2 protein-coding genes are annotated in these 17,679 nt (G+C 76.6%); both read right to left on the bottom strand.

Features of this window, described 5'->3' with window-relative positions; genetic code table 11:
• On the bottom strand, positions 1-8,338 hold an 8,338-nt coding region (locus FXF52_RS31500; RefSeq protein WP_148802323.1), incomplete at its 3' end, for a non-ribosomal peptide synthetase.
• Positions 8,332-17,616 (bottom strand): non-ribosomal peptide synthetase, encoded by a 9,285-nt coding sequence (locus FXF52_RS31495; protein WP_148802321.1) that lies wholly within the window; start codon positions 17,614-17,616, stop codon positions 8,332-8,334. The genes FXF52_RS31495 and FXF52_RS31500, both read right to left, overlap by 7 nt.
• Positions 17,617-17,679: the final 63 nt, after the last annotated feature.

Here is a 17,679-nt window from a genome sequence, read left to right as displayed (position 1 = left end):
GCTGCGCGATCGCGCTGTCCGGGTCGGACTCGTCGCCGAGCACCGCGCGCTGCCAGAGGGCGTAGTCGGCGTACTGGACGGGCAGCGGGGTGAACTCCGGCGCCCGCCCGGCGACCCGGGCCGCGTATGCAGCGGAGAAGTCCCGGCCCAGCGGGGCCATCGACCAGCCGTCACCGGCGATGTGGTGCAGCACGAGCAGCAGGAAGTACTCGCCGTCGCCGAGGGCGAACAGCCGGGCCCGCAGCGGCGGGTCGACGGCCAGGTCGAAGCCGCGCCGGGTCTCGGCGAGCATCAGCTCGCGCACCTCGGCCGGGTCGACGGTCTCCACGGTGACCGACGGGCAGGCCGCGTCGGCGTCCAGGATCACCTGGTACGGGTCGCCGTCGGCGTCCGGGTAGATCGTGCGCAGGCTCTCGTGGCGCGCGAGCACGTCGCGCAGCGCGGCGCGCAGCGCGGCCACGTCCAGCTCGCCGGTCAGCCGCAGTAGGATCGGGATCTTGTACGGCGAGTCGGCGCCGGAGAGCCGGTTGATGAACCAGAGCCGGTTCTGCGCGTACGAAAGCGGGATCCGCTCGGGGCGGGGCATCGGCTCCAGCGCCCGGCGGGCCTGCCTCGCCCCGCCGAGCCGGGCGGCCAGACCCGCCACCGTGGGCGACTCGAACAGGTCCCGGATGGCCAGTTCCGCGCCGAGCGCGGTGCGGATCCGGCTGACCAGGCGGGTGGCCAGCAGGGAGTGGCCGCCGAGGGCGAAGAAGCTGTCCTCGATGCCGACCTCGGGCAGGCCGAGCACGTCGGCGAAGAGGTCGCAGAGCACCTCCTCCTGCGGGGTGCGCGGCGCGCGGCGGGTGGAGCCGGCCGCGTAGTCGGGCGCCGGCAGGGCCCGCCGGTCCACCTTGCCGTTGCCGGTCAGCGGCAGGGTGTCCAGCACCACCACCGCGGCCGGGACCATGTATTCCGGCAGCACCGTGGCGGCGTGCGCGCGTAGCGCGGCCGGGTCCGGCGCCGCCGCGTCGGCGGCCGGTACGACGTAGCCGACGAGCCGCTTGTCGCCAGGCCGGTCCTCGCGGACCACCACGGCCACCTGGCCCAGGCCGGGGTCGCGGGCCAGCACCGCCTCGATCTCGCCGAGTTCGATCCGGAAGCCCCGGATCTTCACCTGCTCGTCGGCGCGGCCGACGAACTCCAGGGTGCCGTCGGGTCGCCAGCGGACCACGTCCCCAGTGCGGTACATGCGGGAGCCGGCGGGGCCGAACGGGTCGGCCACGAACCGCTCGGCGGTCAGCCGCGGCCGGTTCAGGTAGCCGCGGGCCAGCCCGGCGCCGGCGATGTACAGCTCACCGGCCAGCCCGGGCGGGGTGGGGCGCAGGTAGTCGTCCAGCACGTACAGCCGCATGTTGTCCAGCGGCCGGCCGATCGGCACCGAGTCGGGCACCTCGGCCACGACGTGCATCAGGTGGTGCGAGGCGAACGTGGTGGTCTCGGTCGGGCCGTAGCCGTCGCCGACCACGAGGCCGGGGCAGGCGGCCAGCACCCGGCGCACCATCGGCGCGGGCACCACGTCACCGCCGGTCCAGACCTCGCGGACCCGGGCGAACGCCTCCGGGGTCTCCTCGGCCAGCAGCCGGAACAGGCCGGCCGTCAGCCACAGCGCGGTGACCCCGCCGCCGGTGAGTACGGCGCGCAGGTCGTCCATGCTCAGCTCGCCGGGCGGGGCGACGACCAGTTCGCCGCCGTTCAGCAGCGGCACCCACAGCTCGTACGTCGAGGCGTCGAAGGCCAGCGGCGAGTGCAGCAGCACCCGGCGCTGCCGGTCGGTGCGCCAGCACCGGTCGGCGGCGAGGCTGAGCACGTCGTACTGGGTGACCGCGACGCCCTTGGGGGTGCCGGTGGAGCCGGAGGTGTACATGACGTAGGCGAGCTGCCGGGGATGGGCGGGGCGGCCCGGGTCGGCGTCCGGCCGGGCGGCGATGTCGGCGGCGGCCGCGCCGTCGACGGTCACCACGGTCAGGTCGTGGTCGAACCGCACGCCGGTCATGGCCCGGTCGGCGAGCAGCACCGAGCTGGCCGTGTCGGCGGCGATGTGGGTCAGCCGGTGGGCCGGGTAGCGCGGGTCCAGCGGCACGTACGCCGCGCCGGCCTTGAGGATGGCCAGCACCGACACCACCTGGTCGACCGAGCGTTCCTGGAGCAGGGCGACCCGGTCCTCGGCGGCCACGCCGAGCGCCACCAGGTGCTGGGCCAGCCGGTTGGCCCGGGCGTCGAGTTCCCGGTAGGTCAGCGTGGCGCCGTCGGCGGCCCGCACGGCGACCTGGTCCGGGGTGCGGGCGGCCTGGGCGGCGAACCGGGCGGCCACCCCGCCGGCCAGCGCTGGCTCGGGCTGGGCGGTGTCGTTCCAGTCGGCCAGCACCAGCCGCCGCTCGGCCGGGTCGAGGACGTCCAGCCGCCCCACCGGCGTGTCCGGGTCGGCGGCGACGGCGGTGAGCAGCCGCAGCAGCCGGTCGGCGAGGCGTTGGGCCGCGTCGGCCGGGAACAGGTCGGTGCGGTGGTCGAGCTGCAGCCGCAGCCGCTCGCCGGGGATCGCGGTGACGGTGATCGGGTAGTGGGTGGCGTCCCGTCCGGACACGCCGGTCAGCCGCAGCCCGGTGCCGGGCAGGGTCAGTAACCTCGGGTCGAGCGGGTAGTTCTCGAAGACCACCAGGGTGTCGAAGAGCTCCCCGTGCCCGGCCAGCCGCTGCACCTCGGTCAGCGGCAGGTGCTGGTGGGCCATCAGCGCGGACTGCTGGTCCTGCAGGCGCAGCAGCAGCCGGGCGACCGGCTCGGCCGGGTCCAGCCGCAGCCGGACCGGCAGGGTGTTGATGAACAGCCCGACCATGGTCTCCACGCCGGCGATCTCCGGCGGGCGGCCGGAGACGGTGCCGCCGAACACCACGTCGCCGCGGCCGGTCAGCGCGCCGAGCAGCACCCCCCACGCGCCCTGCAGGACGGTGTTGAGGGTGACGCCGTGCCGGCGGGCCTGCGCCTGCAGGTCGGCGGTCAGTTCGGCCGGCAGGTCGATGACAAGCCGGTCGGGCAGCTCGGGGGCCCGGCCCGGGTCGGCCGGGGCGAGCAGCGTCGGCTCGGCCAGGCCCGCGAGGGCCTCGGCCCAGGCCCGTTCCGCGGTCGCCCGGTCCTGCGCGCCGAGCCAGGCCAGGTAGTCGCGGTAGGGCGCCACCCGGGGCAGCTGCCGGTCGTCGCCGCCGGCGGCGTACAGGGCGAGCAGCTCCCGCATCAGCGTCGGCACCGACCAGCCGTCGAGCAGGATGTGGTGGTTGGTGAGCACCAGTCGGTGTGCGGTGTCGGCCAGGCGCAGCAGGGTGAACCGCAGCAGCGGCGGGCGGGTCAGGTCGAAGCCCTCGGCCCGGTCGGCGGCGAGCAGGTCGCGGACCCGGTCGGCCTGCGCCGCGCCGGCCAGCTCGCGCAGGTCGTGCTCCCGCCAGCCGGCCCGGATCCCGTCCACCACCACCTGCACCGACTCGCCGGAGGGGCGCTGGCGGAACGCGGCCCGCAGGTTGGCGTGCCGGGCCAGCAGGGCGTCGGCGGCGTCCCGCAGGGCGGCCGCGTCCAGCGCACCGGCCAGGTCGAAGCAGAGCTGCACGGTGTAGACGTCGCGGTCCGGCCCGTCGTAGAGGGCGTGGAAGAGCAGCCCCTCCTGCAGGGTGGACAGCGGCAGCAGGTCGCTGGCGGCCGGTTGGGCCGCCTCGATCGCCTCGATCTCCTCCTGGGACAGGGGCAGCAGCAGGTCGGACGGGGTGTGCCCGCCGGCGCCCGGGGTGACGGCGTGCGTGCTGAGGGCGTCCAGCGCGGCCAGCCAGTCGTCGGCCAGCTCGCGGACGTCCGCCTCGCCGAGCAGGGTCTGCGGCCAGGAGAAGGTCGCCGACAGCCGGGGACCGTCGGCGTGGTCCCGGGTGACGGCGTTGACCTCGATGGCGTGCGGCACCGGCAGGGCGCCGTCCGCGCCGCCGCCGAGGGCCCGGGCGTCGGCGGCGATCGTCCAGTCGGCGTCGCCGTCGTCGGCCGTGGCGAACCGGCCGAGGTAGTTGAAGCCGATCTGCGGGGCCGGCCGGTCGGTCAACTGGCGGGCGGTGTCGGGGTTGAGGTAGCGGAGCAGCCCGTACCCGATGCCGTTGTCGGGCACCGCGCGGAGCTGTTCCTTCACCCGCTTGATCGCGCGCCCGGCGGCGGCGCCCCCGGCGAACGCCTCGTCCAGGTCGAGCCGGCCGAGGTCGAGCCGGACCGGGTACATGGTGGTGAACCAGCCGACGGTCCGGGACAGGTCCAGGCCGGCGGCCAGTTCCTCCCGGCCGTGGCCCTCCAGGTCGACCAGCAGGCCGGCGTCCTGGGTGCCGCGCCGGCGCCGCCACCGGGTGACCGCGAGGGTGAGCGCGGTGAGCAGCACGTCGTTGACCCGGCCGTGGAACGCCGCTGGCACCCGGGTCAGCAGCGGCACGGTGCGCTCGGCGGGCAGGGTGACGGTCAGCAGCCGGCCGGCGTCCACGATGTCCCGGGCCGGGTCGAGCGGCCGTCCGGCGAGCGGGGCCTCGGCGGCGCCGAGCCGGTCCAGCCAGCCGGCCAGTTCGGCGGCCCGCTCCGGGCGCGCGGCCTCGGCGGCCAGGTGCTCCGCGAAGCGGCGCAGCGAGGTCCGCACCGGTTCCAGCTCGGGGGTACGCCCGGCGGCGACCGCCTGCGCGGCGGCGGCCAGGTCGGGCAGCAGGATCCGCCACGACACCCCGTCGACGACCAGGTGGTGCAGGGCCAGCAGCAGCCGGCCGGGCCGGTCGACGCCGGCGTCGAACCACAGCGCCTGCAGGACCCGCCCCTCGCCCGGGGCCAGCCGCGCCTGGACCGCCTTGGCCTGCTCCTCCACCAGGCCGCGCAGCTCGTCGGCGTCCAGTCCGGCCGCGTCGATCCGGGTCACCAGGCCGGCGGCGGCCACGCTGCCACGCTCGCCGATCACCTGCCGCCAGCCGCCGGCCGCGTCGCGGACCAGCCGCAGCCGCAGCGCGTCATGGTGGTCGACCAGCGCCTGCACCGCGCCGACCAGGTGCTCCGGGCGCAGCCCGGCCGGGCTGGTCACCAGCATCGACTGGTGGAAGCCGTCGATCGGGCCGCCCCGCTCCCGCAGCCAGTGCACGATTGGGGTCAGCGGCACCTCACCCGTACCGTCGTCGGTGGGCACCGGCACGGCGTCGTCTGCGGCGGCGGCGGCGAGACCGGCGACCGTCCGGTGCACGAAGACGTCCCGGGGGCTGAACGCGAGCCCCGCCTTGCGGGCCCGGCTGACCAGCTGGATCGACACGATGCTGTCGCCGCCGAGGTCGAAGAAGCTCTCGTCGACGCCGACCGCGTCCAGCCCGAGCACCTCGGCGAACAGCCCGGCGAGCAGGGTTTCGCGGGCATTGGCCGGGGCCCGGCCGCCACCGGAGCCGGTGAACCCGGGGGCCGGGAGCGCCCGCCGGTCCAGCTTCCCGCTCGGGGTCAGCGGCAGCGCCGGGAGGCCGACCACGGCCGCGGGCACCATGTAGTCGGGCAGGCTGGCGCCGACGTGCGCCCGCAGCGCGGCCGGGTCGACCAGCGCGCCGGCGGCCGGCACCACGTACCCGACCAGGCGCTTCACGCCCGGCTGGTCCTCCCGCGCGACGACCGCGACCTGCGCGACGGCCGGGTGGCGGGACAGCACCGCCTCGATCTCGCCCGGCTCGACCCGGAAGCCGCGGATCTTCACCTGGGCGTCGGCCCGGCCGACGAACTCCAGCGTCCCGTCGGCGCGCCAGCGCACCAGGTCGCCGGTGCGGTACATCCGCCCGCCGGGCTCGGCGGCGAACGGGTCCGCGACGAACCGCTCGGCGGTCAGCGTCGGCCGGTCCAGGTAGCCGCGGGCCAGCCCGGCCCCGGCGATGTACAGCTCCCCGGGCACGCCGGGCGGCACCGGGCGCAGGAACCGGTCGAGGACGTAGGCGCGGGCACCGGCGACCGGGGCGCCGATCGGTGGGGTGCCGGTGCCCGGCACCAGCGGCGCGCTGAGCGTCGCCGCCACGGTGATCTCGGTCGGCCCGTACGCGTTGACCATGCGCCGGCCAGGGGCGAACCGGCCGACCAGGTCCTCCCCGCAGGCGTCACCGCCGACCACCAGGGTGCGCAGCACCGGCGGCGCCACGGCGGGCAGGCCGGCGAGCGCGGCCGGCGGGATGAGCGCGTGGGTCACCTGCTGGCCGGTGAGCACGGCGGCCAGGTCGTCGCCGACCAGCGGCCCCGGCGGCGGTACGACCAGCGCCGCCCCGGCGCCGAAGGCGGCGCAGAGTTCCAGGACGGACGCGTCGAAGCTGGGTGAGGAGAACTGCAGCACCCGGCTGGTGGGGTCGACGTCGAAGCCGGCCACGATCGCGGCGGTGAAGCTGGGCAGGCCGGCGTGGGTGACGACCACCCCCTTCGGCCGGCCGGTGGATCCGGAGGTGTAGATGAGGTACGCGGGGTGCTCGGGCCGCAACCGGGCGGCGCGCTCGGCATCGGTGACCAGGCCGGTGGGGCGGGCCGCCCAGTTCGCCACCGTGGCCGGCTGGTCGAGCAGCAGCCGGGGCACGCCGGTGTCGGGCAGCTCGAGCCCGGTCAGCGTGGCCAGCAGCACCGGTCGGGCGTCGGTGAGCATGAACGCGATGCGGTCCGCCGGGTAGTCCGGGTCGACCGGTAGCCAGGCGCCGCCGGCCTTGCTCACCGCGAGCGCGGCGGTGACCAGTTCCGGGCTGCGTGGCAGGGCGAGCGCGACCACCCGCTCGGGGCCGACGCCCCGGTCGATGAGCAGCCGGGCCAGCCGGTCGGCGGCGGCGTCCAGTTCGGCGTACGACATGGTGCTGTCGACGCCGATCAGGGCCGGCGCCTGCGGTCGGGCCGCGACCTGCGCGGCGAACAGCTCGGGGAAGGTGCGCGGCGCCACGGGCGGCGGCCCGGCCGCCCAGGCGCCGAGGACGGCCGCGCGCTCGGCGTCGTCGAGCAGGTCGAGCGCGGCGACCGGGGTCCGCGGCGCGTCGACGACCTGGGTGAGCAGGCGGACCAGGCGGTCGGCGACGCGCCGGGCGGCCGCCGCGTCCAGCAGGTCCGGGCGGTGGTCCAGGCGGAGGGTGAGCCGTTCCCCGGGCAGCACGGCCAGGGTCAGCGGGTAGTGGGTGGCGTCGTGGCCGGTGACCGCGGTGACCCGCAGGCCGGTGCCGGGCAGGTCCAGCGCGGCCGGATCGAGGGGGTAGTTCTCGAAGACGGTCAGCGTGTCGAACAGGTCGCCGTCGCCGGTGCCGGCCAGCCGGCGGATCTCGGCGAGGCCGAGGTGCTGGTGCGCCATGAGCGCCGACTGCTCGTCCTGCACCCGGGCCAGCAGGGCGGCCAGGGACTCGGCCGGGTCGAGCCGGATCCGCACCGGGACGGTGTTGATGAACAGGCCGAGCATCGACTCGACACCGGGCAGCTCCGGCGGCCGTCCGGCGACGGTGGCGCCGAAGACCAGGTCGTCGTCGCCGGTGAGGGTGCCGAGCAGCAGCGCCCAGGCGCCCTGGACCACAGTGTTGAGGGTGACGCCGAGCCGGCGGGCCGCGGCGGTGAGCCGGGCGGTGAGGTCGGCGGGCAGGGCCACGGTGAGCTGTTCGGGGGTGGCCGGCGGCCGCGCCGGGTCGGCCGGCGCGAGCAGGGTCGGCCCGGCCAGCCCGTGCAGCGCGTCCCGCCAGGCCCGCTCGGCGCCGGCCCGGTCCTGCCGGTCGAGCCAGCCCAGGTAGTCGCGGTAGGGGGTGACCGGTGGCAGGCTGCGGTCGTGCCCGCCGGCGAGGTAGTGGGCGAACAACTCCTTCGCCAGCAGCGGCATCGACCAGCCGTCGAGCAGCACGTGGTGGTTGGTGAGCACCAGCTTCGCCCGCTCCGGTCCGGTCCGGATGAGCGCGGCGCGCAGCAGCGGTGGGCGGGCCAGGTCGAAGCCGGCGGCGCGGTCGGCGGCGAGCAGCCGGACCACCTCGTCGGCGCGGTCCGCCGCGGCGAGGCCGGTCAGGTCGTGCTCCTGCCAGGCCGGGGCGATCTCGCGCGGCACCACCGCGACCGACTCCCCGGTCTTGCGCTGCCGGATGCCGACCCGCAGGTTGGCGTGCCGGGCCAGGATCGCGCCGAGGGCGCGGCACATCCGGTCGCCGTCGACCGGACCTTCCAGGTCCAGCGCGAACTGGACGGTGTAGAGGTCCGACGCCGAGCCGTCGTACAGCGCGTGGAAGAGCAGTCCCTGCTGCAACGGTGACAGCGGCAGGATGTCCTCGACGCGTGACTGCTTCACCATTGTTGCTCCCACTCCGCTTCCAGTTCGTCCTCGAACTCGTCGATCTCGTCCTGGGACAGCGAGGCCAGCGTCAGGTCGGACGGGGTGTGCCCGCCGGTCCCGCCGCCCGCCGCGTACGCCACGATCCCGGTCAGGGCCGTCCGCCAGTCGTCGGCGAGCTGACCGACGTCGCTCTCGTCGAGCAGCCCACCGGGCCAGCGCCACACCGCGGTCAGCCGCGGGCCGTCGGCGGTGTCGACGGTCCAGCTCGTGACCTCGATCGGGTACGCCACCGGCTGCTCCGGGTCCGCACCGCCGCCGATCTGCCCGCCGGTGCCGCTCAGCCGGCCGAGGTGGTTGAACATGATCTGCGGCTCGGCCAGCTCCGCCAGCACTCCGGCGGTCTCGCTGTTCAGGTGTCGAAGCAGGCCGTAGCCGAGGCCGTCGTCGGGCGCGGCCCGCAGTTGTTCCTTGACCCGCTTGAGTGCGGTTCCGACGGGCGCACCGCCGTCGCGCACCTGGTCCCACTCCACCGTCCCGGGATCGAGACGGACTGGAGCCAGGCTCGTGAACCAGCCGACGGTGCGGGACAGGTCGATCCCCGGTACGTCGTCGGCGCGGCCGTGCCGCTCCAGGTCCACCAGCACCGCCGGGTCGGCTCCCCGGCCGCGCCGCTGCCGCCAGTGCGCCACCGCGAGGGCCAGCGCCGTCAGCAGCGCGTCGTCGACCCGGGCGTGGAACAGCGCCGGTACGGCGGTCAGCAGCGGCTCGGTCTGCTCGGCGGGCAACTCCACGCGCAGCTGCGCGAGGGTGGCGACGGTGTCCCGGGCCGGGTCGAGCGGGCGCCCGGCCAGGGCCGGCTCCGGCTGGTCGAGCAGCTTGGTCCACAGTGGCAGCTCGGCCAGCCGGGACGGGCCGTGCGCGTCCCGGACCAGGTGCTCCGCCCATTCCCGCAGCGAGGTGCCGACCGGGGTGAGCCGGGGTGGCGTGCCGGGCGCGGCGTCGAGGGCGGCGGTCAGGTCGGGCAGCAGGATTCGCCACGAGACGCCGTCGACGACCAGGTGATGGGCCAGGATGAGCAGCTGTCCCGGCCGTCCGGCACCGGCGTCGCACCAGACCACCCGCAGCATCCGGCCGGCCAGCGGGTCGAGGTCGGCCCGGGCCGCCTCGGCCAGCACGGCGAGGTCAACGCCCCCGGCGTCGCCGGTGGCCGGCACCTGCCCGCCCGCGGCACCATCGGTGGCCGGCACCTCCGCTCCCCCGGCGTCGCCGGTGGCGGGCACGTGGGTGATCAGGTCGCCGGCGGCCACGCTGCCGCGCGGGCCGATCACCAGCCGGCGCTGCCCGGCCGGGCCGGTCAGCCGCATCCGCAGCGCGTCGTGATGGTCGAGCAGCGCCTGCACCGCGCCGCGTAGCCGGTCGGCGGTCAGTCCGGCCGGCGCGGGCACCACCACCGACTGGTGGAACCCGCCCAGCGGGCCGGCCCGGTCCAGCCACCAGCGCACGATCGGGGTCATCGGCAGCTCGCCGATGCCGGCGTCGGGATCCGTTGCGGCGCTGCCGGCCGCCTCCCGGGCCACCGTGGCCAGCGCCGCCACGGTCTTGTGGGTGAACACCTCGCGCGGGGTCAGCTCCAGCCCGGCCTGCCGGGCCCGGCTGACCAGCTGGATCGAGACGATGCTGTCGCCGCCCAGGTCGAAGAAGCTGTCGTCGACGCTGACCCGGGGCAGCCCGAGCACCTCGGCGACCAGCCCGGCAAGCAGTTCCTCGCGCGGCGTCGACGGCGCCCGCCCGTCCCCGCTGACCCCGGCGAAGTCGGGGGCCGGCAGGGCGGCCCGGTCGAGCTTGCCGTTGGTGGTCACCGGCAGGCCGTCCAGGGCCACCACCGCCGCCGGCACCATGTACTCCGGCAGCCGCCCGGCGACGTGCTCGCGCAGGACGGCCGCGTCGACCTGCCGCCCGGCCGCCGGTACGGCGTACGCGACGAGCCGTTTCACGCCCGGCTGGTCCTCGCGGGCGAGGACCACGCACTGCCCGACCGACGGGTGCTCGGCGAGGGTCGCCTCGATCTCGCCCAGTTCGATCCGGAAGCCGCGGATCTTGACCTGGTGGTCGGTCCGGCCCACGTACTCCAGCACCCCGTCGGCGCGCCAGCGCACCACGTCCCCGGTCCGGTACATCCGCTCCCCGGGCGTGATGGACGGGTCCGTGGCGGCCAGCGCGGCGGCGAACGGGTCGGCGACGAACCGCTGCGCGGTGAGCCCGGGTCGGCCCTGGTAGCCGCGGGCCAGTTGCACGCCGGCCAGGTACAGCTCGCCGGCCACCCCGGGGGGCACCGGCCGGAGGAAGGCGTCCAGCACGTACAGCCGGGTGTTCCAGACCGGCGCCCCGATCGGCACGGTCCGCTCCCCCGGCCGGCAGGCCCAGTACGTCACGTCGACCGACGCCTCGGTTGGCCCGTACAGGTTGTGCAGCTCGACGCCGAGGGCGCCGGCCGGGTCGAGGGTGGTGTGGAACCGCTCGGCCAGGTCGGCGGGGAGTGCCTCGCCGCTACAGATCACCCGGCGCAGCCCGGTGCAGCCGGCGGCGGCCGGTTCGGCCAGGAACGCCTGCAGCATCGACGGGACGAAGTGGAGGGTGGTGACGCGCTCGGCGCGGATCAGCCCGGCCAAGTACGCCGGGTCCTTGTGCCCCTCCGGTCGGGCCACCACCAGGGTCGCGCCGACGATGGTGGCCCAGAAGAACTCCCACACCGAGACGTCGAACCCGGACGGGGTCTTCTGCAGCACCCGGTCCGCCGGGGTGAGCCGGTACTCGTGCTGCATCCAGAGCAGCCGGTTGACGATGCCCTGGTGCGGCACCACCACGCCCTTCGGCCGGCCGGTGGAGCCGGAGGTGTAGATCAGGTACGCGGGGTGGGTCGGGCGCAGCGGCCCGGCCCGGTCGGCGTCGGTCAGCGCGGCCGGGGAGTGTTGCGCCACGGCCTGGCGTACCTCGTCGGTGTCGAGAACCAGGCTGCCGGCGGCCAGCGCGGCGGTCGCCCGGGTGGTGAGCAACAGGGCGGGCCGCGCGTCGTCGAGCAGGTAGGCGATCCGGTCCGCCGGATAGTCGGGGTCGACCGGCAGGTACGCCGCACCGGCCTTCAGCACCGCCCAGAGCGCCAGCACCAGCTCCAGCGAGCGGGGCACCGCCACGGCGACGAACCGCTCCGGCCCGGCGCCGTACGCGAGCAGCAGCCGGGCCAGCCGGTTGCTCGCCTCGTCCAGCTCGCGGAAGGTGAGGCTCGTCCCCTCGAAGACCACCGCGGTGGCGTCCGGGGTGGCGGCCACCTGCCGGGCCAGCAGCTGCGGCAGCGTGGCCGGGTCGACGGGCTGCCGGGTGCGGTTCCAGTCGGCCAGGACCTGCCGGCGTTCCGCCGGGGTGACCGGGTCGAGCCGGCCCACCGGGACGGCCGGGTCGGCGGCGATGCCCGCCAGCAGCCGGCACATCCGCTCCAGCAGCGCCGCGGCGGTGTCCGCGTCGATCAGGTCGGGCCGGTACTCCAGCCGCAGCCCGAGCCGATCACCGGGCACCAGCACCAGGGTGAGCGGGTAGTGCGTGGCGTCGTGCCCGTGCACCCCACGCACGGCCAGGCCGGTGCCGGCGAGGTCGAGCACGGACGGGTCGACCGGGTAGTTCTCGAACACCACGAGGGTGTCGAAGAGTTCGCCGTGCCCGGCCAGCCGCTGGATGTCGGGCAGCCCGAGGTGCTGGTGCGGTTGCAGCGCCGACTGCCGTTCCTGCAATCCGGCGAGCGCGGCGGCCACCGGCTCGGCCGGGTCGAGGCGCACCCGCACCGGCACGGTGTTGATGTAGAGACCGACCATGGTCTCCACGCCGGGCAGTTCGGCCGGCCGGCCGGCCACGGTGGCGCCGAAGACCACGTCGTCGCGGCCGGTGAGGCTGCCGACGAGCACCGCCCAGGCGCCCTGCACGACCGTGTTGAGGGTGACGCCCGCCGCCCGGGCCGCGGCCGTGAGGGTCTCGGTGAGCGCGGCCGGCACCTCGCGCAGCAGCTTGGCCGGCGGCACCGGGCCACGCTCGGCGGCGGCCGGCGCCACCAGGGTCGGCTCGGCCAGGCCGGCGAGGGCCGCCCGCCAGGCCGCCTCGGCCGCGGGCCGGTCCTGCCGGGCCCGCCAGGCGGGGTACGCCCGCGCGTCGGTGACCGGCGGCAGCGCGTCGGTACGCCCGGCCGCCCGATACAGCGCGAACAGTTCCCCGGCGAGCACCGGCATCGACCAGCCGTCGAGCAGGATGTGGTGGTTGGTCAGCACCAGCCGGTGCCGCCCGCCGGGCAGCCGGGCCAGGGTGAAGCGCAGCAGCGGCGGCCGGGTCAGGTCGAAGCGTTCGGCCCGGTCGGCGGCGAGCAGGTCGGCGAGCCGCGCGTCCACCTCGGCCGCCGCGACGCCGGTCAGGTCCGGCTCGCGCCAGTCCACCTCGACGCGGTCCAGCACCACCTGCACCGGGCGGCGCAGGTCCCGGTGGGTGAAGCCGGCGCGCAGCCCGGGATGCCGGTCGAGCAGCGCCTGGGCCGCGGTACGCAGCCGCGCCGGGTCGAGCTCGCCGTCGAGGTCGAAGACGAACTGCACGGTGTAGATGTCCGGGGCCTGCTCGTCGTAGGCGGCCAGGAACAGCAGCCCCTCCTGCAGCGGGGCGAGCGGCAGCACGTCGGCCAGCGCCGGGTAGCTGTGCTCCAGCCGTTCCACCTCGGCCTGGTCCAGCTCGACCAGGGGCAGGTCGGACGGGCTGCGCCCGCCGGCACCGGGCCGGGCGGCGTGTTCGGTGATCGCCTCGAGCGCGGCGAGCCAGCCGTCGGCGAGTTCGCGCACGTCGCCGTCGGTCAGCACCCCGTCGGGCCAGCTCCACTCGGCGGTGAGCCGGGACCCGTCCGGTCCGTCGACCACCACCGCGTTGATCTCCAGCGGGTGGGCCATCGGCAGCCCGCTCGCCCCACCGGCGGCCACCTCACCGTCGACAGCCAGCAGCGACCAGTCGACGCCCGCGCCGGCGGTCAGCCGGCCGAGGTAGTTGAACCCGATCTGCGGCTCGCCGCCCTCTCGGCCGGGTGCCCGCAGCTGTTCCTTGATCCGCTTCACCGCCCGGCCGGTGGCCGGACCGCCGGCCAGCGCCTCGGCCGGGTCGAGGTCGCCGAGGTCGAGCCGGGCCGGGGCCAGCCGGGTGAACCAGCCGACGGTGCGGGACAGGTCGAGCCCGTCGACACCGTCCCGGCCGTGTCCCTCGACGTCCACCGTCAGGCCCGGCCCGGTGCCGGGCCGGTGCCGGCGCCGCCAGTCGGCCACGCTGACCGCCAGGGCGGCCAGCAGCAGGTCGTCGACGCCGGCGTACCACCGGGGGGCGGCGGTGCGCAGCAGCGTCTCGGTGCGGGCCACCGGCAGCCCGACGGTCCGGCGGCGGGCCGCCGCCTCGGTGTCGGTCGGGCCGACCGGGCGGCGCCCGAGCGGCGAGTCCACGATGGAGGCGGGCTCGGTCGCCGCGTCGCCGGATCCGCCGGCCCGCTCGGCCGCAGTCGGCGAGGCGGGCGTTGCGGCCGTCACCCGCCGGGCCCAGGTGCGGTAGGAGGTGGGGACCGGCGCCAGCCGGGGTGGCTCACCCGCCGCGCTCGCCGCCACGGCGGTGGCCAGGTCGTCGAGGAGGATCCGCCAGGACACGCCGTCCACGGCGAGGTGGTGGACGGCGAGCACCAGCCAGCCGGGGCGGTCCGCCCCGGCGTCGCCCCACACCGCCCGCAGCAGCTGCCCGTCGCCCGGGCGCAGCCCCGCCACGGCGTCCGCCCGGGCGGCGCCGACCTCGGCATCGGCGGTGACCCGGCGCAGGCAGTCGGCGGCGGACACCGTGCCCCGGGGCGGCACCTCCAGCCGCCACGCCGTGCCGTCGCGGCGCAGGGTGATCCGCAGGGCGTCGTGGTGGTCGAGCAGCGCCCGCAGCCCGGCCGCCAGGTCCGCGGCGCGCAGCCCGGCGGGGGTACGCACGACGACGCTCTGCGCCACCCCGTCGACCGGGTACGCCTCGCCCGCCCGGCCGCGCAGCCAGTCGACGATCGGCGGCAGCGGCACCTCCCCGAGCGCCGCGTCCGGGTCCTCGGCCTCGGCCGACCCGAGCTCGCCGGCCACCCGGGCCAGGGCCGCCACCGTCCGGTGGGTGAACACGTCGCGCGGGGTGAGGCGCAGCCCGGCCTGCCGGGCCCGGCTAACCAGCTGGATGGAGACGATGCTGTCCCCGCCGAGGTCGAAGAAGCTGTCCTCGGCGCCGACCCCAGGCAGGCCCAACACCTCGGCGAAGAGCCGGGCCAGCAGCTCCTCGCGCGGGCCGGTCGCGGCCCGGCCGGCGCCGGCCGCCGCGGCGAAGTCCGGGGCGGGCATGGCGCGGCGGTCCAGCTTGCCGGTGGGGTTCAGCGGCAGCGCCTCCAGCAGCACGAAGGCCGCCGGCACCATGTACTCCGGCAGCGCCGCGGCGACGTGCTCACGCAGCTGGGCGGGGGCCGGTGCGGCCGCCGGGTCGGCCGGCACCACGTAGCCGACGAGCTGGGCGGTGACCCCGGTGTCGGCGCGGGCGACCACCGCGGTCTGGGCCACATCCGGGTGGGCCAGCAGGACGGACTCGATCTCGCCCAGCTCGATCCGGTAGCCGCGCACCTTGACCTGGTGGTCGATCCGGCCGAGATAGTCGAGGTGACCGTCCGCCCGCCAGCGGACCAGGTCGCCGGTGCGGTACATGCGCGCGCCGGGCGGGCCGAACGGGTCGGCGACGAACCGCTCGGCGGACAGCCGGGGCCGGTTGAGATAGCCCCGGGCCAGCCCGGCGCCGGCCAGGTACAGCTCCCCGACGGTGCCAGGCGGCGCCGGACGCAGCGCGCTGTCCAGCACGTACACCCGGGTGTTGGTGGTGGGCCGGCCGATCGGCGGGGCGGCCCCGTCGGCGAGGTCTCCGCCGTACCAGGCGGTGGAGTAGACGGTGGCCTCGGTCGGGCCGTAGATGTTCGCCACCCGGGCGCCGGGCAGCGCGGCGTCGATGTCCCGCACCGCCTGGGCCGACAACGCCTCACCGGCGAGCACCACCAGGTCGGCCCGGGCGTCGACCGTGCCGCCGGCCAGCAGCTGCGCGAAGGCCGACGGGACCGCGCTGATCAGGCTGCCGGTCCAGCCGTCGGCCCGCTCGGCGAGGGCGAGCAGGTCGTCGACCACCTCGATCTCGCCGCCGCAGGCGAGCGGGCCGAACATCTCGAAGACCGAGACGTCGAAGTTCAGCGAGGTGCTGGCGAGCACCCGGGACAGGGCGGCCGGGCCGATCTCCGCGACCGCCCAGCAGGCCAGGTCGACCGCGTTGTCGTGGCTGACCACCACGCCCTTGGGCCGGCCGGTGGAGCCGGAGGTGTAGATGACGTACGCCGGGTGGGCGCCGCGCAGCGGGCGCCGCCGGTCGGCGTCGGTCAGGTCGCCGTCGTCCTGCGCGGCGAGCAGCGCGCGGACGGCGGGCTCGTCGAGCCGCAGCAGCCGGTCCGGGTCACCGACCGGCAGCCCGTCGCCGGCGCCGCCGACGGTGAGCACCAGCCGGGGGTCCGCGTCGGCCAGCATGAACTCGACCCGGTCCGGCGGGTAGCGCAGGTCGACCGGCAGGTAGCCGGCGCCGGCCTTGAGGACGGCGAGCAGGGCGACCATCATCTCCGCCGACCGGGGCAGCGCCAGCGCGACCAGCCGCTCCGGGCCGGCGCCGCGGGCGACCAGCAGCCGGGCCAGCCGGTTGGCGGCGGCGTTGAGCTCGGCGTAGGTCAGGGTGGTCGGGCCGCAGGTGACCGCCGGGGCGTCGGGGGTACGCGCCACCTGCTGCTCGATCAGCGCCGGCAGCCGCACGTCCGGCACCGGCCGGGCGGTGTCGTTCCACTCGCGCAGCACCAGCCGCCGTTCGGCCGTGCCGGCCAGGTCGAGCCGGCCGACCGGGGTGTCCGGGGCGTCCGCCGCGGCCCCGGCGAACGTGTCGAGGAAGGCGGCGAGGCGCTGGACGTGCCCGCTGACCTGCTCGTCCGAGTAGAGGTCGGGGTTGGCGTCCAGGTCCAGCCGGGCGTCGGTGTCGCCGCGCCGGGCGTCGAGCACGACGGCCAGGTCGTCGACCGGGCCGCCGGCCAGGTTGTGGTCGGTGCCGGTGGCGGCGCCGAACCGGGTCCCGGCCGCGCCGCCGGTGTCGAGCAGGATGTTCACGTGCGGGCCGAGCAGCGTGGCGCCGCCGGTCAGGCCCAGGTCGCGGTGCAGGTCCTCGAAGCGGTAGCGCTGGTGGCGCAGCGCGTCGTGCAGTTCCCGGGAGGCGCCGGCGACGAGCGCGCCGAGGGTGGCGTCGGCGCGTACCGCGACGCGCAGGGGCGCGATCGCGGAGACCATGCCGGGGGTACGCCGCGCCGCGGCGTCCTGCCGGGCGGTCAACGGCAGGGCGAGCACCACGTCCTCGTTGCCGGTCAGCCCGTGCAGGTAGGCGGTGACCGCGGCCACCACCACCGCCGGCACCGCGACGCCCAACTCGCGGGCCGCCACCCGCAGCCGGTCCATCGTGGCCGCTGCCACCGGGGCGCTGCGCCGGGTGAGCCGGCGCGGGGTGGCCGGCTGCCGGTCGGCAAGGCTGGCCGGGGTGGGCCGGTCGGCGAACCGCCCGGTCCAGTACCCGCGGTCGCGGTCGAACCGCTCGCCGCCGCGGTAGGCGGCCTCCGTCTCGGCCAGCGCCCGCAGCGGCCCGAACGACGCCGGCTCGGGCTCGGCGCCGCCGCTGAGCGCGGTGTAGACCTCGGCGACCCGCCGGGCCACCAGCACCATGCCGTACCCGTCCAGGGCCAGGTGGTGGTAGCACTGGTACCACAGGGTCCGGTCGTCGGTCAGGCGCAGCAGCGCGTACCGGAACAGCGGCGCCTGTCCCGGGTCGAGCGGCCGGGTCGCGTCGGCGCGCATCCAGTCCAGGGCGGCCCCGAACGGATCGGCCTCCCCGCGCAGGTCGAGCACCGGCAGCGTCCAGTCGACCACCGGCGCCACCGCCAGCACGGGCCGGCCCTCGACCGGCTCCTCGACCCGGATCCGCAGCGCCTCGGTGTCGGCGACGGTCCGGCGCAGCGCCGCCTCGAACACCGCGTGGTCGAGCGGGCCGGTCAGGTCGGCGTACTCGGCGAGGAGGTAGATCGGGTTGTCCGGGTCGAGCCGCTGGGCCAGCCAGACCCCGAACTGCGCGGTGGTCAGCGGGCAGGGAACATCCTCGTGGTCGGGCACAGCTGTCCTCCGGAGCTACGGACGCGGTGTGTTCACGGATGGCGGGTGGCGAGCGAGTGGCCA

This window comes from Micromonospora sp. MP36, assembly GCF_008119785.1.
Classification (GTDB): Bacteria; Actinomycetota; Actinomycetes; order Mycobacteriales; family Micromonosporaceae; genus Micromonospora.
This window is presented reverse-complemented; position numbering and strand designations above follow the sequence as displayed.